General features: G+C 70.6%; 26 protein-coding genes and 1 riboswitch. Of the genes, 6 read left to right on the top strand and 20 right to left on the bottom strand.

Annotation, left to right across the window (positions count from 1 at the left end; translation table 11 throughout):
• Positions 1-26: 26 nt before the first annotated feature.
• A complete protein-coding gene (locus ACFORO_RS24065; protein ID WP_377875256.1) occupies positions 27-716 on the bottom strand; it encodes a nitroreductase family protein in 690 nt (229 codons plus the stop codon).
• Positions 717-786: 70 nt separating this feature from the next.
• Between ACFORO_RS24065 and ACFORO_RS24060 the strand changes: the two genes are divergently transcribed.
• Positions 787-1,689: a LysR family transcriptional regulator gene (locus ACFORO_RS24060; RefSeq protein ID WP_377875254.1), complete on the top strand. Its 903-nt coding sequence runs from the start codon at positions 787-789 to the stop codon at positions 1,687-1,689.
• On the opposite strand, the gene ACFORO_RS24055 is transcribed toward ACFORO_RS24060, so the two are convergent.
• From ACFORO_RS24055 to ACFORO_RS24045, 3 genes are all read right to left on the bottom strand, one after another.
• Entirely contained in the window at positions 1,679-2,497 is an 819-nt protein-coding gene (locus tag ACFORO_RS24055; protein ID WP_377875252.1) for an SDR family oxidoreductase, read from the bottom strand. The two genes, ACFORO_RS24060 and ACFORO_RS24055, sit on opposite strands and share 11 nt — an antisense overlap.
• Positions 2,494-3,054, bottom strand: a complete 561-nt coding sequence (locus ACFORO_RS24050) for a TetR/AcrR family transcriptional regulator (protein WP_377875424.1) — start codon at positions 3,052-3,054, stop codon at positions 2,494-2,496. Before ACFORO_RS24050 ends, ACFORO_RS24055 begins: the two co-directional genes overlap by 4 nt.
• An 80-nt stretch (positions 3,055-3,134) precedes the next feature.
• Positions 3,135-3,734, bottom strand: coding sequence for a nucleotidyltransferase family protein (locus ACFORO_RS24045; protein ID WP_377875250.1), 600 nt, complete (start codon positions 3,732-3,734; stop codon positions 3,135-3,137).
• A gap of 110 nt (positions 3,735-3,844) precedes the next feature.
• On the opposite strand from ACFORO_RS24045, the gene ACFORO_RS24040 reads away from it, so the two are divergent.
• Complete coding sequence (locus tag ACFORO_RS24040; protein WP_377875248.1) at positions 3,845-4,219, top strand: nuclear transport factor 2 family protein; 375 nt, start codon at positions 3,845-3,847, stop codon at positions 4,217-4,219.
• Positions 4,220-4,434: 215 nt separating this feature from the next.
• Positions 4,435-4,534: riboswitch (glycine riboswitch) on the bottom strand.
• Between the two features lie 33 nt (positions 4,535-4,567).
• On the opposite strand, the gene ACFORO_RS24035 is transcribed toward ACFORO_RS24040, so the two are convergent.
• Positions 4,568-5,149, bottom strand: coding sequence for a MerR family transcriptional regulator (locus ACFORO_RS24035; RefSeq protein WP_009078853.1), 582 nt, complete (start codon positions 5,147-5,149; stop codon positions 4,568-4,570).
• Between the two features lie 259 nt (positions 5,150-5,408).
• Here ACFORO_RS24035 and ACFORO_RS24030 point away from each other — a divergent pair, with 259 nt between their 5' ends.
• Positions 5,409-6,038: a TetR/AcrR family transcriptional regulator gene (locus ACFORO_RS24030; RefSeq protein WP_354734846.1), complete on the top strand. Its 630-nt coding sequence runs from the start codon at positions 5,409-5,411 to the stop codon at positions 6,036-6,038.
• Between the two features lie 37 nt (positions 6,039-6,075).
• Here ACFORO_RS24030 and ACFORO_RS24025 read toward each other — a convergent pair whose 3' ends face one another.
• The 7 genes from ACFORO_RS24025 to ACFORO_RS23995 all read right to left on the bottom strand — a co-directional run bounded on the left by ACFORO_RS24025 (position 6,076) and on the right by ACFORO_RS23995 (position 10,301).
• Positions 6,076-6,549, bottom strand: a complete 474-nt coding sequence (locus tag ACFORO_RS24025; protein WP_009078856.1) for a bifunctional nuclease family protein — start codon at positions 6,547-6,549, stop codon at positions 6,076-6,078.
• A gap of 213 nt (positions 6,550-6,762) precedes the next feature.
• Positions 6,763-7,533: a transcriptional regulator FtsR gene (gene ftsR / locus ACFORO_RS24020; RefSeq protein ID WP_354734847.1), complete on the bottom strand. Its 771-nt coding sequence runs from the start codon at positions 7,531-7,533 to the stop codon at positions 6,763-6,765.
• Entirely contained in the window at positions 7,530-8,000 is a 471-nt protein-coding gene (gene garA / locus ACFORO_RS24015; RefSeq protein ID WP_009078859.1) for a glycogen accumulation regulator GarA, read from the bottom strand. Before garA ends, ftsR begins: the two co-directional genes overlap by 4 nt.
• A gap of 124 nt (positions 8,001-8,124) precedes the next feature.
• Positions 8,125-8,508 (bottom strand): glycine cleavage system protein GcvH, encoded by a 384-nt coding sequence (gcvH, locus tag ACFORO_RS24010; protein WP_354734848.1) that lies wholly within the window; start codon positions 8,506-8,508, stop codon positions 8,125-8,127.
• Between the two features lie 55 nt (positions 8,509-8,563).
• Complete coding sequence (locus ACFORO_RS24005; RefSeq protein WP_354734849.1) at positions 8,564-9,160, bottom strand: CDP-alcohol phosphatidyltransferase family protein; 597 nt, start codon at positions 9,158-9,160, stop codon at positions 8,564-8,566.
• Between the two features lie 326 nt (positions 9,161-9,486).
• Positions 9,487-9,720, bottom strand: coding sequence for a hypothetical protein (locus tag ACFORO_RS24000; RefSeq protein ID WP_354734850.1), 234 nt, complete (start codon positions 9,718-9,720; stop codon positions 9,487-9,489).
• Between the two features lie 350 nt (positions 9,721-10,070).
• Complete coding sequence (locus tag ACFORO_RS23995) at positions 10,071-10,301, bottom strand: hypothetical protein (RefSeq protein ID WP_354734851.1); 231 nt, start codon at positions 10,299-10,301, stop codon at positions 10,071-10,073.
• Here ACFORO_RS23995 and ACFORO_RS23990 point away from each other — a divergent pair.
• On the top strand, positions 10,279-10,509 hold the full coding sequence (locus ACFORO_RS23990) for a hypothetical protein (RefSeq protein WP_037714276.1): 231 nt from the start codon (positions 10,279-10,281) through the stop codon (positions 10,507-10,509). The two genes, ACFORO_RS23995 and ACFORO_RS23990, sit on opposite strands and share 23 nt — an antisense overlap.
• 21 nt (positions 10,510-10,530) lie before the next feature.
• Here ACFORO_RS23990 and ACFORO_RS23985 read toward each other — a convergent pair whose 3' ends face one another.
• Positions 10,531-12,237 (bottom strand): AMP-binding protein, encoded by a 1,707-nt coding sequence (locus tag ACFORO_RS23985; protein WP_377875240.1) that lies wholly within the window; start codon positions 12,235-12,237, stop codon positions 10,531-10,533.
• Between the two features lie 35 nt (positions 12,238-12,272).
• Positions 12,273-13,115 (bottom strand): crotonase/enoyl-CoA hydratase family protein, encoded by an 843-nt coding sequence (locus ACFORO_RS23980; protein WP_377875237.1) that lies wholly within the window; start codon positions 13,113-13,115, stop codon positions 12,273-12,275.
• Positions 13,116-13,224: 109 nt separating this feature from the next.
• Between ACFORO_RS23980 and ACFORO_RS23975 the strand changes: the two genes are divergently transcribed.
• The gene (locus ACFORO_RS23975; protein ID WP_354734854.1) at positions 13,225-14,100 is read left to right on the top strand and encodes an alpha/beta fold hydrolase; all 876 of its coding nucleotides are present in this window, start codon (positions 13,225-13,227) and stop codon (positions 14,098-14,100) included.
• A gap of 79 nt (positions 14,101-14,179) precedes the next feature.
• Here the strand turns inward: ACFORO_RS23975 and ACFORO_RS23970 are convergent, their stop codons facing one another.
• A complete protein-coding gene (locus ACFORO_RS23970) occupies positions 14,180-14,947 on the bottom strand; it encodes a PIG-L deacetylase family protein (RefSeq protein WP_377875235.1) in 768 nt (255 codons plus the stop codon).
• 30 nt (positions 14,948-14,977) lie between these two features.
• Entirely contained in the window at positions 14,978-16,204 is a 1,227-nt protein-coding gene (gene cobA / locus ACFORO_RS23965; protein ID WP_354734856.1) for a uroporphyrinogen-III C-methyltransferase, read from the bottom strand.
• Positions 16,205-16,486: 282 nt separating this feature from the next.
• Between cobA and ACFORO_RS23960 the strand changes: the two genes are divergently transcribed.
• Complete coding sequence (locus tag ACFORO_RS23960; RefSeq protein ID WP_377875232.1) at positions 16,487-17,629, top strand: HAF repeat-containing protein; 1,143 nt, start codon at positions 16,487-16,489, stop codon at positions 17,627-17,629.
• Positions 17,630-17,827: 198 nt separating this feature from the next.
• On the opposite strand, the gene rpsR is transcribed toward ACFORO_RS23960, so the two are convergent.
• The 4 genes from rpsR to rpmB are packed head-to-tail and all read right to left on the bottom strand — an operon-like array spanning position 17,828 to position 18,779.
• Positions 17,828-18,073, bottom strand: a complete 246-nt coding sequence (rpsR, locus tag ACFORO_RS23955) for a 30S ribosomal protein S18 (protein WP_377875230.1) — start codon at positions 18,071-18,073, stop codon at positions 17,828-17,830.
• Positions 18,070-18,375: a 30S ribosomal protein S14 gene (gene rpsN / locus ACFORO_RS23950; protein ID WP_009078881.1), complete on the bottom strand. Its 306-nt coding sequence runs from the start codon at positions 18,373-18,375 to the stop codon at positions 18,070-18,072. Before rpsN ends, rpsR begins: the two co-directional genes overlap by 4 nt.
• Positions 18,375-18,542, bottom strand: coding sequence for a 50S ribosomal protein L33 (gene rpmG, locus ACFORO_RS23945; protein WP_037805699.1), 168 nt, complete (start codon positions 18,540-18,542; stop codon positions 18,375-18,377). Before rpmG ends, rpsN begins: the two co-directional genes overlap by 1 nt.
• Positions 18,543-18,779 (bottom strand): 50S ribosomal protein L28, encoded by a 237-nt coding sequence (rpmB, locus tag ACFORO_RS23940; protein ID WP_354734864.1) that lies wholly within the window; start codon positions 18,777-18,779, stop codon positions 18,543-18,545.
• Between the last annotated feature and the right edge of the window lie 33 nt (positions 18,780-18,812).

Raw genomic sequence — 18,812 nt, 5'->3', positions numbered from 1 at the left:
CTACGGCGTCGCCGGCCGGGAGACCATTACCCCCGAGGTAACGGCGCGTGCACCACCAGCGCCTCGCCGAGCGGTTTGCGGTCGAGGTCGGGCACCTCGCAGTCCGGCGCGGGATAGCCGACCGGGAACAGGATGTACGGGCGTTCGGTGGCCGGGCGCTCGAAGACCTCGTTGAGGAAGCCCATCGGGTTCGGGGTGTGGGTGAGCGTCGCGAGGCCCATCGTGTGCAGCGCGGTGATGAACATGCCGCACGCGATGCCGACGCTCTCGTTGACGTAGTAGTTCTTCCGCAGCGAACCGTCCGGCAGCGGCGTGCTCTTCTGCGCGAACGCGACCACCAGCCACGGCGCGACCTCGAGGAACTCCTTGTGCTCGTCGGTTTCGAGCCGGGCGAGCGCCGCGTGCCAGTCCGGCGCGTCGCGCTCCCGGTAGAACTTCCGTTCCTCGATCTCGGCCGCCTCGCGCACCGCGCGTTTCACGTCCGGGTCCGCCGTCGCGACGAACGTCCACGGCTGGTGGTGCGCGCCGCTCGGCGCGGTGTTCGCGATCCGCACCGCGGTCTCGATCGCTTCGAGCGGCACCGGGTCCGGCGAGAACCAGCGGACCGACCGGCGCTGGTCGAGCAGCCGGTACAGCTCCTGCCCGCGCGCGAGGCTTTCCTCCGGGGACAGCCGGGGCGGCGCGTACGGGACGAACGGGTGCTGGTGCCGGGTCATGCTCCGACCCTGCCGCGTCGACGGTCATCGGTCCAGTTCACATTTCTGGTGAAGGACATAAGGTGAGCTCATGTCTCCCTCGTTGCGCCAGCTCGAGTATCTGGTCGCGGTCGCGGACACCGGCGGTCTCACCGCGGCGGCGGACAGCTGTCACGTGTCGCAGTCGGCGGTGTCGCTGGCGATCGCTTCGCTGGAACGGACTTTGGGCGTGCAGCTCATCCTTCGCGGCCCCGGCCGGACGACCGCGCTGACCGACGCCGGCCGCCAGGTCGTCGGCGAGGCCCGCGCGGTGCTCACGTCCGTCGCCGAACTCGGCACCACGGCCCGCGACTACGGCCAAGACCTCGCCGGACGCCTGAGTTTCGGCTGCTACACACCTCTCGCGCCGCTGCACGTGCCCGCCGCGCTGGCGACCTTCCGCACCCAGCACCCGGAAGTCGACGTCACGTTCGTCGAAGGCACCCTGCCTGACCTGCAGCATCTCCTGCTGGAGGGCCGCTGCGACCTGGCCGTGCTGTACCGGCAAGACCTCGTGCCGGGAATCGCGGTGGACCAGCTGTACGACCAGCCGCCGAGCGTGCTCCTCCCGCCGGACCATTCCCTGGCGCGCCGCAAGACGGTTTCGTTGCGCGCCTTGGCCGACGAGCCGTTCGTCCTGCTGGACGTACCGCCGTCGGAGCGCTATTTCCGCGACGTGTTCGCCTCCGTCGGACTTCCGATGCCGGTCGCACACCGCACGACGAGCTTCGAACTCGCGCGGGCATTGGTCGCGCGAGGGCTCGGCTACACGCTCTCTGTGCAGCGACCGCCGTTGGAGCTTTCCGTCGAAGGCACGCCATTCGCCGTGCGTCCGTTGCGCGAGCGGGTTCCGACGACGCCGGTCGTGCTGGCCCGCGCGGAGGGTGCCCGGTTGACCCGGCGCGCGGAAACGTTCCGGACCTTCTGCCGGGAGTTTTTCGGGTCTACAGCGTGATGTCGTTCGGTTCGCGTCCGAGAAGCTCGGCCAGCACCGGGCTTGTCTCGGCGAAGTGGCCTTGGCGGGCCGCCTGGAACATCGTGAGCTTCAGGCGCGCCATCTCCTCTGACTCGCCCGCGATCCACTGCTCGTCGTCCGCGACCACGCGCTTCACCTCGCGTCCGCTGACCCGCGAGGCGATCTCGGCCACGTCGTCGAACGTCACCGCCCGTCGCGCGGTCAAAGTCACCGGACCGTCGAACGCCCTGTCCCCGGCCAGAATGACCGCCGCCGCTTCGGCGACGTCGGCACGATGGGTCCAGGAAACCGGCCCGTCCGCCGGTGCCGAGATCACCCCGGTCTCCCGCCAGTTCCCGAGCAGCCAACCTAGGCTGTGCGCATAAAACCCGTTGCGCAGCGCCGTCCACGCGACCCCCGACTCGGCGAGAATCCGTTCGGTCGCGGCATGCTCCGGCCCCGGCGGGAAAGGAGTGTCCATTCGGGAATTCTGGTGACTGGTATACAGAATCCGTTGCGCCCCAGCCGCTACCGCCGCCTCGATGCCCGCGCGATGCAAGCTCGCCCCGTCCGCGTGCGGGTCATTCGAGGAAACGAGCAGCACCTTTTCGGCTCCCGCAAAGGAATTCCGCAGCGCCGCCGGATCCTCGTAGGAACCCTGCCGCACCCGCACGCCCCGCTCGGCGAAGTGCTGCGCCTTCGCGACATCCCGGACGGACACGCCGATCCGCTCCGCCGGGACGCGCTCGAGGAGATGCTCCACGGTCGCCCCGTTGAGCGCACCGGTCGCCCCCGTGATCACGATCATGACTGGATTCCTTTCCGCAGCAAGGGAAGCAGGATGTCGTCGACGAGGTGTCGCACGAACCGCTCGTCGCACCGCTCTCCGGCGAAGACGATCCGGTGCACGATCACCGCGGGCGCGACCTCGGCGAACAACTCGGCCGCGCCCGGCGCCAGCTCCTCGCCCGGCAGCCGATCCGTCATCGCGGCTTGGTCCCGGCGCAGGATCCGGCGCATCTCGTCGGCGAGCCGGGCATCGCCGCGCATGCCCGCGAACAGCGCGCCCAGCAATCCGATCTCCTGCTCTTCGATCTCGCGCGCCAGCCAACCCACGACGGCCAGCAGGTTCTCCCGCAATCCCCCGGCGACGGGTTCGGGCGGAGCAGAACCTTGCCGCTGCTCGACCGCCGCCGCGACCAACGCCGCTTTGTCGCGGTGCCGGCGGTAAATCGTCGTCTTGGCCACGCCCGCCCGCGCCGCGATCGCCTCGATGGACAACTGGTCGTAGCCGACCTCAGTCAGCACCGCCAAAGCTGCCTCGTGAATCGCGAGGTCCCGACGGGCATCGCGAGGTCTGCCCACGACTGGCGAGTCCGACACCCGAACCTACTTTCGATACGCTACCGTTTCGTATCGAAAGTACGCCGCACCCTAGGCACGCGTCAACCGGGCCACGGCAGGACGGTCAACGTCGGCCATTGTTCTTGCCACCGCCGGGCTTTCGCCTCGTAACTGCTCCGCGGCGCGTGCCCGGGATTGGGCCGCACGACGAGGTTGAACATGTCGGCGAACCCGTGCGGCGCGTAGACCTGCCACTCCCCTTCGCTGTCCAGCCGAATCCCGAGACACGGCGTCGTGGACGGAAAGGAGTCGATGGCCGTCTCGGTAGACGGATATGGCGGGCAAGGCACGCCGAAGCGGTCCTCGTACCAGAGATGCACCCGCGCCTCGTTCCGGATTTCCACCGTGACCGGGAGATCCCCGAACCTCCGGGCGCCCTCTTCGATGACCGAGTTCTCCGCTTCCCAGCTGAGATCCGAGTCGTCGAAGTAGAACAGGTCGTAGTCCTTGATGCCCTCGGCGGGCGGGCGTCCGGTCACCACGTTCCACACGGTCTGGCACAGGCAGCCCGCCGTCAGGTACCAGCCGGGAAGAGCCAGCTCCGCCGCGCGGGCGAGCACTTCCGGCACCATCTCGTTGCGCGTCACGATCTCGCGGAATTTCCCCAGTTGCCGGTCGATCGGCAGGCGGCCGTAGTCCATGCCCCGGTTTAGCACGGCGAACCGATTACCTCCCGCGTAATCGACCAGCCGCCGTTCCTCCGACAGGCTTGGCCCTACCGAAAACGGTACGACGCAAGGAGAACCTCGAAATGACCACCACCGCCCCGACCGCCGCCGCCATCGCCCGCCGCTACCTCGAGGTCTGGAACGAGACCGACCCGCAGCGGCGGCGCCAGCTCGTCTCGGAGGTCTTCGCGCCGGGCGCGACCTACACCGATCCGCTCGGCGCGGTCGCCGGACAGGACGAGATCGACGGGTTCATCGGCGGCGCGCAGGCGCAGTTCGCCGGACTGGCCTTCAGCCTGCCCGCGGAGCCGGACGCGCACCACGATCTCGCGCGGTTCCAGTGGCACCTGTCGGCCCCGGGCAACCCCGAGCCGATCGCGATCGGGTTCGACGTCGTGGAGATCGCCGACGGCCGGATCGCCAAGGTGCACGGCTTCCTGGACAAGATTCCGGGCTGACCCGAGGACAACGCCGGGATGTGGTCTTGACCACATGCACGAGGTTCAGACCACCCGGGAGGTCTGAACCTCACCGGCGCGCACGCGAAGAAGGCCCTCCCCACTCTGTCCGTACCCCGAGGGGCGCCTGAGAGTTTCACCCGCGTGGATACCCGGGCTTGCACCGTCGGCGGCACCGGCTGGTGGTCTCCTGCCGATGCGCTTTCCAGAGGCGTCTCGTCCGCGCGGTCCAGGGTGCCTGAGAGGTTCCGGGGAGGACTTGCTCCTTCGGCGCCGGTCCGGGGATGCCGGTCCGGTCTCTCCCGCGCGGGATCGTCGATCGCGCGCCCAGTCTAGCGCGGGGGAAGATCAGCCGGTGCGGCGGGCGTTGCGGCGCTGGGTCAGCTCGTCCGGCACGACCGCCTCGACGAGACCGCCGTCGGCGCGCTCGGCCGGAAACTCGTGGATCGTGCCGCTGATCTCCTGCATCGCCCCGCTGACCGCGATGCCGAACACGCCCTGGCCGCCCTGGAGCAGATCCACGATCTCCTCCGGCGAGGTGCATTCGTACACCGTGGTGCCGTCGGAGAACAGCGTGACCTTCGCCAGGTCCCGCACCCCGCGCACGCGCAGGTGGTCCACCGCGACGCGGATGTTCTGCAGCGAGACCCCGGTGTCCAGCAGGCGTTTCACGACCTTGAGGACCAGGATGTCCTTGAACGAGTACAGCCGCTGCGACCCCGAACCGTGCGCCGTCCGGATGCTGGGCGCGACCAGCTTCGTGCGCGCCCAGTAGTCCAGCTGGCGGTAGGTGATCCCGGCGATCTGGCAGGCCGCGGGACCGCGGTAGCCGACCAGCTCGTCGGGCAGCGAGGCGTCGGGGAACAGCTCGCCCTGCTCGCCGTCGGCGACAGGTCCGGCAGGTATCTCCGGACGACCAGCCTCGACCACCGCAAGCCTCCCCTCGCCCGGCCTCGCGGCAGGGCGTTCGACAGGCCGGTCGAGCCCAGGATCGGGATCGGCCGGGGAAAACTGCCACGAGCACGCCGGGTCGGCGAATCACATCGTGGCGATTTACCGCCTTTGACGGTAAGGCTGCGCCGCGAGCCGGTCAACGCGACGCGCGGCGGACCTCAAGGCCGTGTCGAGGCTTTGGCCCGTTCGCCGTACGGGATTGACATTTTTTACTCAGCCAGATAATTTGTTACTCATGCAAGTAAACATCGACACGCAAGCCGAACTCGGCCTCAGCGTCACCGAGGCCACCACCCGGGCGCAGATCATCGGCGCGACCATCGCGACGATCGCCGACCACGGGTACGCGCGCACCACCTTCGCGCGCATCAAGGAGCGGGCCGGGCTCAGCAGCACTCGGCTGATCTCGTACCACTTCACCAACAAGGCCGGCCTCATGCAGGCAGTGCTGAGCACGGTGTCCGAGACCAAATCGGAATACCTGCGCCAGCGCAGCGAGGGCGTCGACCCGGCGGACCGGCCGGCGAACCTGCGCGCGTACATCGAAACCTCGGTCGCGTTCCTGCGCGACTACCCGCAATGCGAGCGGGTGCTGGTCGAGATGGCCGCGCACGCCGACGACCGAGACGGCTGGGCGATGACCGGCGTCATGGTCGGGCAGCTGCGCACCGGCGCGCTGCAGCGGCAGCTGGACCAGGGCCGCAAGGAAGGGGCGTTCGGCGACATTTCGCCGGAGATCGTGGCGCTGTCGATCGCACAGGCCATCGACGGGGTCGCGGCCGCCTACGCCGCGAATCCGGAGGTGGACCTGGACCGCTACGGCCGGGAGCTGGCCGACCTGTTCGCCCGCGCCACCGCGCGATGAGCTCGCGCCCAGCGGGAAACCGCCGGGCGGGGGCGCCTCAGGTGTCGGCGCCGCGGAAGTCTTCCGGGGAGACGGAGTCGAGGAACTCGCGGAACTTCTCGACCTCGTCCTCCTGCTCGTCCGGGATGATCAGGCCGGCTTCTTCGAGCACCGCGTCGACCGCGTGGATCGGGACGCCGATCCGCAGCGCCAGCGCGACCGAATCGCTCGGGCGGGCCGAAACGCGGATGTCGCCGTCGAAGACGAGTTCGGCGAAGAAGGTGCCTTCTTTGAGGTCGGTGATGACGACCTGCTCGAGCTCGCGGCCGAGCGCGCCGATGACCTCTTTGAGCAGATCGTGGGTGAGCGGCCGGGCGGGCCGGACGCCTTGCTGTTCCAGGGCGATCGCGGTGGCTTCGACCGAGCCGATCCAGATCGGCAGGTACCGCTCGCCCTCGGTCTCCCGCAGCAACAAGATCGGCTGATTGGCGGGCAACTCGACCCGCACTCCGACGACGCGCATCTCGCTCATCGGGCTTCGCCTCCCTCTCGTGCACACGGGCCGCAGCGCTGGCGACGGCTGACGACCGTTGTCTCCGACGCTACCCGTCATCCGGGCGCTGTGCTCGCTCGCAGCGGACATTCTCGGTTCGTGGTCTCGCGAACCGTCTCTCACGGTACGGCATCCCGGCGCTGAGGTTCAGTCATTGACAAGTGACGGAAAACGCGTCTCGGGCATACAGGGTCAGTCGCCGGCGACGCCGCGGATGCCGGCTTTGACGAGCAGCGTGTGCAGGGTGACCGACAGCGCGGCCAGTTCGCGCACCACCTCGTCCGCGCGGGCTTTCGCGTCCGCGTCACGATGCCGGTACGCGGGGGTCACGATCTGCTCCAGCAGGCCGACCTCGCGGTCGGCCGCGGCGCGGAACGCGCGCAGGTGCCGCGGCTCGAGCCCGAACTCCGTCATCGCCTTGACCGTGCGGGCGATCAGCACCGATTCCGGGCCGAAAAAACCCGCCGCGCCGGGGCGCAGCAGGCCGTACTGGCACAGCTCGGCCAGCGTCGCGTCGTCGATTCCCGCTTGCTCCAGCAGGTCTTCCTGGGTGAGCCGGAGCTCCGGCCCGGTCTCGAAGTCCGCCGCCGCGGGCAGTCCGGCGGGATCGCTCCCGTCGCCGAGCGGCACGAGCCGGCGCGGCAGCTGGGGAGCCGACGGGACCGGCGCGGGCGGTTGCGCGCCCGCGTCGGCCGCGTCGAGCTGCTCCTTGATGACCTTCAGCGGGAGGTAGTGGTCGCGCTGCGCGGACAGCACGTACCGCAGGCGTTCCACGTCCGCCGGCGCGAACTGCCGGTACCCCGAGGGCGTGCGGCCCGGGCGGACCAGGCCCTCCGCCTCGAGGAAGCGGATCTTGGAAATCGTGACATCGGGGAAGTCCCCGCGCAGCTGCGCGAGCACCGCCCCGATGCTCAACCCGTCCCGCCGGGCCTCCTGACGACCGGGCTGCCCGGCCGCCGTCACTGCGCCCCCTGGCCCCCGTGCCCCGGGCCGGTCAGGAAGACCAGGCGGAACTTGCCGATCTGCACCTCGTCGCCGCCGGCGAGGACGGCCTGGTCGACCGGCTCGCGGTTGACGTAGGTGCCGTTGAGGCTGCCGACGTCGATCACGACGAACTCCCCGCCCTCGCGCCGGAATTCCGCGTGGCGGCGGGAAACCGTGACGTCGTCGAGGAAGATGTCGCTGTCGGGGTGCCGTCCCGCGCTGGTGGTGTCGCGGTCGAGCAGGAAGCGGGAGCCCGCGTTGGGCCCGCGCTTCACGACCAGGAGGGCGGAACCCGGCGGCAGGGCGTCGACGCCCTGCACCGGTGCCTCGGCGGCCGGCGCGGACTCCTGCTGGCCTTCCATGTCGGCCAGGAAATCGGCCCGGAAGACAGAGGTCCGCTCCGGAGACTGCTCCGGGGGAACGCCGGGCCCGTCGTTCGTGCTCACCTGAGCTCTCCTCTACGCATGAAGTGTTGCCATCGACCAAGAACGTGTAGCTGTCAACGTACCGTGCCCGACCGGCCCGGAACCCTCGGGCTCCCCTTGAGGCTCCGGCGCCGGGCCGAGCGGCTCAGCCCTTGATCAGAGCCTCGTACGCCTCGGCCTCGAGCAGCGCCTCGAGACCGGCCGGGTCGTCGAGCCGGATCTCCACGAGCCAGCCCTCGCCGTAGGGGTCGGAGTTGACGAGCTCGGGCGACTCGGCGACCGCGGAGTTCACCGCGACGATCTCGCCGCCGACCGGCGCGAACAGCTCGGAGACGCTCTTCGTGGACTCGACCTCGCCGAAGGCGTCGCCCGCCCCGACCTGCCTGCCGACCTCGGGCAGGTCGACGAACACGACGTCGCCGAGCTGGTCCTGCGCGTATTCGGTGATCCCCACCCGCACGAGCGAACCCTCGCGGGTCGCGACCCACTCGTGCTCCTCGGTGTAGCGCAGTTCTTCCGGAGTGGTCAACGCCGCTCCCCTTCCTGGTGCCGACTGTGCTCGCGATGCTGACGGCAATCTTCCATCACCGGGTGCGCAGCGCGCGAGCCGCCTGCACGACGTAGAGCGCGCCGGACCAGACATACAGGACGCCGCCCCACACCATGAACGCGTACGCGATCGGCCGCGCGACCGCGGCGACGTCCGAGCCGCCTTGCGTGAGCAGCAGGAACGGGAAGGCGTACATGAGGACGAAGGTCGCGCCCTTGCCGATGTAGGTGACCTCGGGCGGCGCGAACCCGCCGCGGCGCAGCAGCATCACGCAGACGCCCAGCACCAGCTCGCGCAGCACCAGCGGGACGACGACCCACCACGGGATGATGTCGCGGATCAGGAAGGCGACGAGCGTGGCGAGGATGTAGAGCCGGTCCGCGGCGGGGTCGAGCAGCTGGCCGAGCCGCGACATCTGGTCCAGCCAGCGGGCGAGCTTGCCGTCGAGCCAGTCGGTGAGCGCGGAGAAGATCAGCAGGGCGAGCGCCCAGCCGTCCTCTTTCGGGCCGAGCAGCAGCCAGAGGAACACCGGGACGCCCGCCAGCCGCAGCAGCGACAGCAGGTTGGGGATGGTGAGCGCCTGCCGCCACAGGGAGGGCTCGGTCTTGGGCTCGTCGGGGACCGTGGTCACGCGGCCAGCCTAGAGCGGGCGGAGCCGCGGCGTTCGTCCCGGCGGGGTGAACGGCGGGGCCGGGGTTGTGCCGCGGCGGCCGTCGAAGCTGCGAGGACAGCCGCCGGAGGGGAGGCCGGCGCGAACTGTTCCGCTATACGGAACGCCATGTTCCGCCGCGAGACCTCGTGCGGGACTCTGTGCGGGGATCCGGCGGAGCCGGTGCGCGGCTGGAACGATTCCGCTCACGGCGCGGGCGAATCGGTGCGGTGACGGGGAATCCGGCGGATCCGCCGGGCCGCGTCCGGGACTCCTCCCCGGTTCCGGACGCGACCCCGGCGGAAGTCTCAGCGGGAGCGGCGGCGGCCGGCCGCGCGGCGGTGGCTCCAGCCGCGGCGCCGCAATTGCGCGGTGCTCAGCGTTTCCGGACGGCCGCGGCCGTCGGTGCCCACCCAGCGCGGGCGCACGGCCCCGGCCTCGAGGACGTAGGGGCGGCCGCCGCACCACACCACACTGCAGGGTTCGGTCGGCGGATCGGTCGGGAGGTCGGTCTCGGCTGCGGGGGCGGCTTCGGTGCTCATGCTTTCGGTGACTCGTGCTCTCTGGCGTCGGGCTTCGGGGACCTGGAACGCGCGGGGCGCCTGCCCTCTACGTCGGCGCGGGACCGCCGAGCGTTAACCGCCGCGGGCCGGATTCCTCCGAACGATGCGCCCCGGCGATGCGGATTTCCCGGTCCGGAACCGGAAAACAACCGTCCACAGTAGACTGGACGACGCCCGCTCCGGTGTGTCGGTGCCGCTCAGCGAGGCGCGAGGGGCCAGAATGGGCGCGACCCCGGCGAAAGGATCGCGGTGCTCCCGTCGAAAACCGTGTACGGGCCGCTGTGCGCGGCTGTGGTGGTTTTGCCCGCGCTCACCGCCTGTTCGGGGGATCAAGCGCCACCGGCGGCCGCCCCGTCGGCGCCCTCCGCGATCGCCTCGGCCGCGCCGAGCACGCACGCTCCCCCGCCGCTGCCGGCGACCGGGGGCGCGAGCAGCCCGCCGGCCGCCCCCAGCAGCACCGCGGCCGCGCCGAAGCCGTCGAAACAGGCTCCGCCGGTCAATCCGGGCACCTGCGGCACTGTCACCGCGGCGAGCGGGATGACGTTGTACGTGTACGACAACAAAGCCATCCCGTGCGCGGACGCGATGGCGCTGGTCAAGAAGTTCCACCAGGCGATCAACGGCCGGCAGGCCGCGGGCTCGAACAACCCGGTCAACGCGACCGTCGACGGCTGGCTGTGCGTTTCCGGCCCGCCCGCCGCGCAGGGCGGCACGACGTGCAGCAAGGGCGAGCAGACCGTGCTGGCGGCGGTGGTGCCGGCCGAATAGGACCGGTGCCACCGCCGCGGCTCAGGACTTGAGATCCGGGAAGTCGTCCTCGCGGAACTCGCCCTCGGGCCGCTCGCCGCCTTCCCTGCCGCGCAGTTCGACCCGGCGGATCTTGCCCGAGATGGTCTTCGGCAGCTCCCCGAATTCCAGCCGCCGGATCCGCTTGTACGGCGCGAGGTGCTCGCGCGCGTACGCGAGGATCGCCCGCGCGGTTTCGGCGTCCGGCTCGTTCCCGGAGGTGAGCACCACGTACGCCTTGGGCACGGCCAGCCGGATCGGGTCCGGCGCGGGCACCACGGCCGCCTCGGCGACCGCTTCGTGCTCCAGCAGGACGCTCTCCAGCTCGAACGGCGAGATCCGGTAGTCCGACGCCTTGAAGACGTCGTCGGTGCGGCCGACGTAGGTGATGTAGCCGCGTTCGTCGACCGAACCGACGTCGCCGGTGTGGTAGTAGCCGCCCGCGAAGGCGGCCGACGTGCGCTCGTCGTCGTCCGCGTAGCCCGCCATCAGGCCGACCGGCCGGTGCGCGAGGTCGAGGCAGATCTCGCCCTCGGTCGCGCGCTCGCCGGTGACCGGGTCGACCAGCGCGACCGCGAACCCGGGCAGCGGGCGGCCCATCGAACCGGCCACGACGTCCTGGCCCGGCGTGTTCGCGACCTGGACGCTGGTTTCGGTCTGCCCGAAGCCGTCCCGGATGGTGACGCCCCACGCCTTCTCGACCTGCTCGATCACCTCGGGGTTGAGCGGCTCCCCCGCGCCGACGACCTTCTTCGGCGGCGTCCGCAGCGCGGTGAGGTCGGCCTGGATCAGCATCCGCCACACCGTCGGCGGCGCGCAGAAACTGGTGACGGCGCACCGGTCCATCTGCGCCATCAGCGCGGCCGCGTCGAACCGCGCGTAGTTGTACAGGAACACGGTCGCTTCGGCGTTCCACGGCGCGAAGAAGTTGCTCCACGCGTGCTTGGCCCAGCCCGGCGACGAGATGTTGAGGTGGACGTCGCCCGGTTCCAGCCCGATCCAGTACATTGTGGACAGATGGCCGACCGGGTACGAAACGTGCGTGTGCTGCACGAGTTTCGGCTTCGCGGTGGTGCCCGAGGTGAAGTACAGCAGCAGCGGGTCCTCGGCGCGGGTGACCCCGTCCGGGGTGAATTCGGCCGGCTCGGCGTACGCGGTTTCGAAGGCGTGCCAACCGGAAACCGGTTCGCCGACCGCGATCCGCGTGTAGTCGCCCGCGACGTCGGCGAACTTCTCCGCGTCGACGTCGCGCACGACGACGTGCTTCGCGTTGCCGCGCTCGACGCGGTCCACCAGGTCGGCCGGTCCGAGCAGCGTGGACGCCGGGATCACGACGGCGCCCAGCTTGATCGCCGCGAGGATGGTCTCCCACAGCTCGCCCTGGTTGCCGAGCATGACGATCACCCGGTCGCCGCGCGAGACGCCGAGGCCGCGCAGCCAGTTCGCGACCTGATTGGACCGGGCGGACATCTCCGGGAACGTCCAGCGGTTCTCGGAGCCGTCTTCTTCCACGATCCACAGCGCGTACCGCTGCGCGTTCGCCGGATCCGCCGCGACGGCGTCGAACCAGTCCGTCGCCCAGTTGAACTCGTCCAGCCGCGGCCACGCGAACTCGCGATAGGCAGTTTCGTAGTCCTCGCGATGGGCCTGCAGATAGTCCCGCGCCGCGCGGAATGCCTGGTAGCCGGTGACCTCAGCGCCGTTGCTCACGTCGTACTCCTCGTGCTCGCTTTCCCGTGCCTGTTTTACTCGCCCTTGAACTCCGGCGCCCGTCGCTCCATAAAGGCCTGGACGGCTTCCTGGAGGTCCTTGCTCGGCAGGAACGCCGAGTTCCACGCGGCGACGTAGCGCAGGCCTTCGGCGACCTGGCGTTCGGTGTTGGTCGAGAGCACCTGCTTGGTGCCCTGGACGACCAGCGGCGGGTTCGCGGCGATCTCCGCGGCCAGTTCGCGAGCCTTGGCCAGCAGCGTCTCCTGGTCCGGGTACACGTCGTTGACCAGGCCGATCTTCTCCGCGCGGGCGGCGTCGATGTCCTTGCCGGTCAGGGCGAGTTCGCGGACGTGGCCCTCGCCGATGATCGGCGCGAGGCGCTGCAGACTGCCGATGTCCGCGACGATCGCGACCTTCACCTCGCGGACGCTGAACTTGGCGTCCTCGCTGGCCAGGCGGATGTCGGCGGCGGTGATGACGTCCACGCCGCCGCCGATGCACCAGCCGGACACGGCGGCGACCACCGGCTTGCGGCACTCGGCGATCGAGCTGACCGCCTGCTGCAGCCGCTGGACCTCGCGGTGGAACTCGGTGCGCGGCCCGGCCAGCGCGTCGCCGGCCAGCAGCGGAGCCCAGCTGCCCATCATCGCGGGCAGGTCGAGGCCGTAGGAGAAGTGCTTGCCGCTTCCGGCGAGGACCACGGCACGCACGCGCGGGTCGGCGTCGAGGGCGGCGAACACCTGCGGCAGCTCGCGCCAGAAGTCGGGGCCCATCGCGTTGCCCTTGCCCGGGCCGAGCAGGGTCACCTCGGCGACCGGGCCGTCGAGGTCGACGCGGAGCGAGGCGAGTTCGGGAAGGGCGGCTACTGGTTCGGTCATGCGGTCATCTTGACTCATCGGGCCGACCCCAGCTCATCCGGTTGACACTGTGCCAACGCGGCTGCGGGATGCTTTCCTGGAGACCCGAGGTGGAGAGGGAGGCGCCCGTATGGATCCGGCACCCGTGCCCGTCGCCGACGCCCCGCCGGCGGAACCCGCGGCGGCCCGCAAGGCCCGGCCGATCGAGCTGTCCGGTTCGTTCCGGCACGACGGCCAGCGCCTGTGCTACACCGAATACGGCAGCGGCGACCGCGTCGTGGTGCTGATGCACGGGATCATGTTCACCCGGCGGATGCACGCGCCGCTGGCCCGGCGCCTCGCGCGCGCCGGGTTCCGCGTGGTCACGCTCGACCTGCTCGGCCACGGCGATTCCGACCGGCCGACGCAGTCGTGGCGCTATTCGATGCCCGCGTTCGGCGAGCAGGCCGTCGCGCTCCTCGACCATCTGGAGATCGAGGACGCGGTGGTCGGCGGGACCTCGCTGGGCGCGAACGTGGCGCTGGAAGTGGCCGTCGCCGCGCCGTCGCGAGCGCGCGGACTGGTGGTCGAGATGCCGGTGCTGGACAACGCGATCGTCGCCGGGCTGCTGACTTTCGCGCCGCTGCTGTTCGCCGCGCGCTTCCTGCCCGCGACGGTGCGCGGGGTGTCGCTGGCCGCCCATCTCGTGCCGCACGGGAATCAGTGGGTCGACGTCATCACGGACACGCTGAGCCAGGACCCGGCGCCGATGGCCGCGCTGCTGCACGGCGTGCTGTTCGGCCGGATCGCGCCGCCCAAGTCGATCCGCGGCACGATCACGACGCCGACGCTGGTGATCGGCCACGAGGGCGACCCGATCCACCCGTTCGGCGACGCGGGCAGCCTCGCCGAGGACCTGCCGAACGCCGAGTTCGTGCGGGCCCGCAGCCCGGTCGAACTGCGATTCGACCCGAAGCGGCTCAGCGCGGCGATCCGGGACTTCGCCTTCCGCCGCTACCCCGCCTAGCCCCGTAGCCCGACGTTCCGTGAAGGACTCCTTGGGGGAATCTGATTCCCTCAAGGAGTCCTTCACGGAACGTCGCGGGTCACTCCTGGTCGGCGTCGGGGAACGCGGGCGGCGCTTGCAGGTCGTGGGCGCGGAACAGGACCGCGTGCGCGACACCCAGGTCCTTGCCGCTCATCGCCGCGAACTGCGGGATGAAGTCCGCGGGCGCGGGGTGGTCCGGCAGCGCGGCCAGGTACGCGGCGTGCGCTTCCAGGGAAGCGATGCCGCGCCGCAACGGCTCGCCGGTGACGTCGACGCCGTGCGTCGCGCCCGAACCGGCGAGCCCCGGCACGAGGTACCAGCGCGCTGAATGCGGAGCCAGGCCCTCGTCGTCGATCTGCTCCGGAAAGACCCACCGGTTGCCCGCGTCGCGGATCGCGTCGAGCGTCGCGAGTCCGGCTGCGCGATGGTCGGCCTGGTCGAAGCCGTAGGGCGTTTCGACGTCGAACCCGCAGCCGAGCACGACGTCGGGCTTGAACCGGCGGATCTCGCGGCTGATGTCGCGGCGCAGGTCGAGGCCGTAGACGAGCACGCCGTCCGGATGTTCGAGGACGGTCAGCCGCTCGACGCCGACGGCCGCGCAGGCGTCGCGCTGCTCGGCGACGCGGAGCCGGGCTGTCTCCTCGGGCGGGTTCGGCATGCCTGCCTCGCCGCGGGTGAGCAGGAGGTACCCGACCTCGATGCCGCGCGCCGTCCAGCGGGCGACGGCCGCGGACGTGCCGTACTCCATGTCGTCGGGGTGCGCCACGACGCAGAGCACGCGCTGGAAGGACTCCTCAGGCAAGGCAGGCAGGGTCATGCCGGACATCTTCGCGCGCGAATGGCACGCTGCCTGGCGTTATCCGGCCTCATTCCGGTCAAGTCCGGCGACCGGGCCGAACACGATCACCGCGGGCGGGCGCACGCCCGCGGCGGCCGCTTCGTCCGCCACCGAGGCGAGCGTCGACCGCAGGACTCGCTGGGTCCGCATCGTCCCGTCCTCGATCACCGCGACCGGCGTGTCGCCCGGACGGCCGCCTTCGAGCAGGGCGGCGGCGAACTTCGGCAGCCGTTCGACGCCCATCATCAGCACGATCGTGCCGCGCATCCGGGCCAGCAGCGACCAGTCCACGAGCGACCGCTCGTCGCCCGGCGCGACGTGCCCGGACACGACGACCACCTCGTGCGCGACGCCGCGGTGGGTCACCGGGACGTCCGCCACCGCGGGCACCGCGAACGCCGAGGTGATGCCCGGGACCATGGTCACCGGAACGCCCGCTTCGGCGCACGCCTGGACCTCTTCGAAGCCGCGGCCGAACAGGTACGGGTCGCCGCCCTTGAGCCGGACGACGAACTTGCCTTCCTTGGCTTTCTCGACGAGCGTCCGGTTGATCACGTCCTGGCTCGCCGCGCGGCCGTACGGGATCTTCGCCGCGTCGACGACCTCGACCTCCGGCGCGAGCTCGTCCAGCAGATCGCGCGGGCCGAGCCGGTCGACGACCACGACGTCGGCGCGCGACAGCAGCCGCCGGGCGCGGACGGTGATCAGGTCCGGGTCGCCGGGCCCGCCGCCGACCAGCGCGACACCGGGCAGCGTGCCTTCCGGACGCGGCTGGCGGCCGTCCTCGATCGTGCCCGCGTGCAGGCCGTCCAGCATCGAATCGCGGACCGCGGCCGAGCGGAGCGGCTCGCCGCCGGACAGGACGCCGAACAGGAGGCCGCCGTGCCGTCCGGTCGCCGGGGTCACCGCCGAACCGGACTCGCCCTCGTCGGCGCGGACGCAGAAGACGCGTTCGCGCTCCGCCTCGGCGCAGATCTCGGCGTTGGTCTCCGGGCTGTTCGTGCACGCCAGCGCGTACCAGGCGTCCCGCAGGTCGCCCTCGGTGTAGCGACGCTGATGCCAGACCAGCTCCCCCGCGTCCGCCATCCCCTGCACCGACGGCGTCGTGTGCGGCGACACCAGTTCGACGCGGGCGCCCGCGCTGATCAGCCGGGGCAGCCGGCGCTGAGCGACTGAACCGCCGCCGAAGACCACGACGCGGCGGCCGGTCAGGTTCAGTCCGGAAAGGTAGTGCGGGTCGTCCATGCCAGGAATCTAACAGCGGCGCACGGCGCCTCCGTTGAGGGCGGAGGAGGGGAGGAAGGCGGAGTTATGGGCGGGGCACCGGTTCGCACGCCGGGCGTGGGTCATGCCACGCCGCTAGGCCGCCAGGGTTAACACGACGGCAAAAATGCGTCGGCTGTCCGCAGGCAAATCCGGCGTCACGGGAGTAATTCCGCGCGCGGGTCGTACCACTGGTCCCTGGGGAAACGACTTCTCGTCGCACAGTGCCGGATCAAACACTGCCGGATCAGATGGGGAGTCATGATGACCAGGAACAGTGCGACCAGACGAAGACGCGCGTGCTCGCTCGCCGCCGCCCTGCTCGTGTTCGCGGGCGCGACGACCGGGACCGCGCAGGCCGATCCGCTCGCGCCGACGGACCTCGCTCCGCTGCCCGGGGACGACCAAAGCTTGGCGCTGGCGGTCAACGAGGCGGGGACGGCGGTCGGCACGTCGTCGGCGGGCCGCGACCCGCGCCTCGACCACCCGGTCCGCTGGGACACCGCCGGGCATCCGACCGCGCTGCCGACGCCGGGCGCCACTCAGGGACAGGCACGCGCCATCAACAGCCAGGGCGTCGCCGCCGGGTACGTGCTGACGCCGACCATCGCCATCCCCGCGCGCTGGGACGCCGCCGGTCAGGTGACCTTGATGTCGCTTCCGCCCGGCTACCACAACGCGATGGGCGAGAAGATCAGCGACACCGGCGTGGTCGTCGGCGAATGGCAGACGCCGGACGGCCTGCAGCACCCGTTCCGCTGGGACCCGAACGGCCAGGTCACCGACCTCGGCACGCTGCCCGGCGACACGTGGGCCATCGCCACCGGCATCTCGGCCGACGGCGCCATCGTCTCGGGCCAGGATTCCAACCCCGCGAAGGCGCACTCGGTGCGATGGGTGAACGGCGGTCCGATCACCGACCTGGCCCCGACGGCGTGGTCCAGCGCGAACAACGTCATGAACCGGAACGGGACCATCGCCGGGCACCTGACCGACGTCGAGCACGGGAACTCCGCGCCGGTGACCTGGGACCGCGACGGGGTCGTGCGGCGCCTGCAATGGCCGAGCCCGCATCCGGTCTGGCTCAATCAGGTCAGCCCCGCCGGGTACGTGACCGGGAGCGGCTATCTCTATCCGCCGGACCGCGATTCGGTGCTGTGGGATCCGGACGGGAATGTGTATCTCATCGACGGGGACGTCGCCGGGGTCGACTCGAACGGGAACGCGGTGGGGGCTTCGCAGAACCGCGCGACTGTTTGGTACGACAACGGGAACACCGTGCGGTTCGGGATTCTGCCGGGCGGCAGTTACAGCAAGGGCGAGTGGATCACCGACAGCGGGTACGTGGTCGGGAGCGCGGACACCACTGGCTACAAGACGCACGCGGTGGCTTGGAAACTCGGGTAGGAGCAGGCCGCGGCTGGACGGGCCCCGCGTCCGCCCAGCCGCGTCCGCGGGTTCAGCCCTGCACTGCTGCCGGATCCGGCGGCGGTGCTTCTTGACCACGATCGCCGCCTGTTTCCGTTGCCGCGGTGTCGATCCGGCACCGGCACCACTCCACCCGGCCATGGTCGCGCGCCGTGCCCGCTGCCCGCATCCGGTTTTTCAGCTCCGCGCCGCCGTCGGGTACGGCAGCAGCGCCATCTCCCGCGCGTTCTTGATCGCGGTCGCCACCTGTTTCTGTTGCTGCGGCGTCAATCCGGTGACCCGGCGGGCCCGGATCTTGCCGCGGTCGGAGATGAATTTCCGCAGCAGGTCGACGTCTTTCCAGTCAACCCTGGTGATTCCGGCCGTGTGGAAGGGGTTCGGGCGGCGGCGCGGCGCACGGTCTGGTTTAGGCATGGCGCTCACCAGCTCGACTTCGAGACGCCGGGCAACTCCCCGTTGTGCGCCATCTGCCGCATGCGCACCCGGGACAACCCGAACTTCCGCAGGTAGCCGCGCGGGCGGCCGTCTGCGGCGTCGCGGTTGCGGATGCGCGTGCGACTGGCGTCACGCGGCATGCGTTGCAGCGCCACGACTGCGTCGGCCTTCTCCTCCGGCGACGCGGACGGCGACGCGATCACCGCCTTGAGCGCGCGCCGGCGTTCGACATACCGCGCGGCGATCACTTTCCGCTGCTCGTTCTTCGCGATTTTCGACTTCTTCGCCATCAGCGCTCTTCCTTGAATTCGACGTGCTTGCGCGCCACCGGGTCGTATTTGCGCAGCACCATCCGGTCCGGATTGTTGCGGCGGTTCTTCTTCGTCACGTACGTGTAGCCGGTCCCCGCGGTCGACCGCAGTTTGACGATCGGCCGGATGTCGGTGCTTTTCGCCATCTAGAGCTTCACTCCCTTCGCCACGAGATCGGCGACGACGGCGTCGATGCCGCGTTTGTCGATCGTCTTCATGCCCTTCGCCGACACCTTGAGCCGCACCGAGCGGCCGAGGCTCGGCACGTAGTAACGGCGCGTCTGCAGGTTCGGCTCCCAGCGCCGCGAGGTGCGGCGGTGCGAATGCGAGACCTGCTTGCCGTAGCCCGGCTTGCGGCCGGTGACCTGGCACACGGCTGACACGGACCCTCCCAAGTTGATAGTGACATTCATGTT

Source organism: Amycolatopsis halotolerans (assembly GCF_042647905.1).
GTDB classification, from domain to species: Bacteria; Actinomycetota; Actinomycetes; order Mycobacteriales; family Pseudonocardiaceae; genus Amycolatopsis; species Amycolatopsis halotolerans.
The sequence above is the reverse complement of the archived record's forward strand: the minus strand, read 5'-3'. Positions and strand labels throughout refer to the sequence as shown.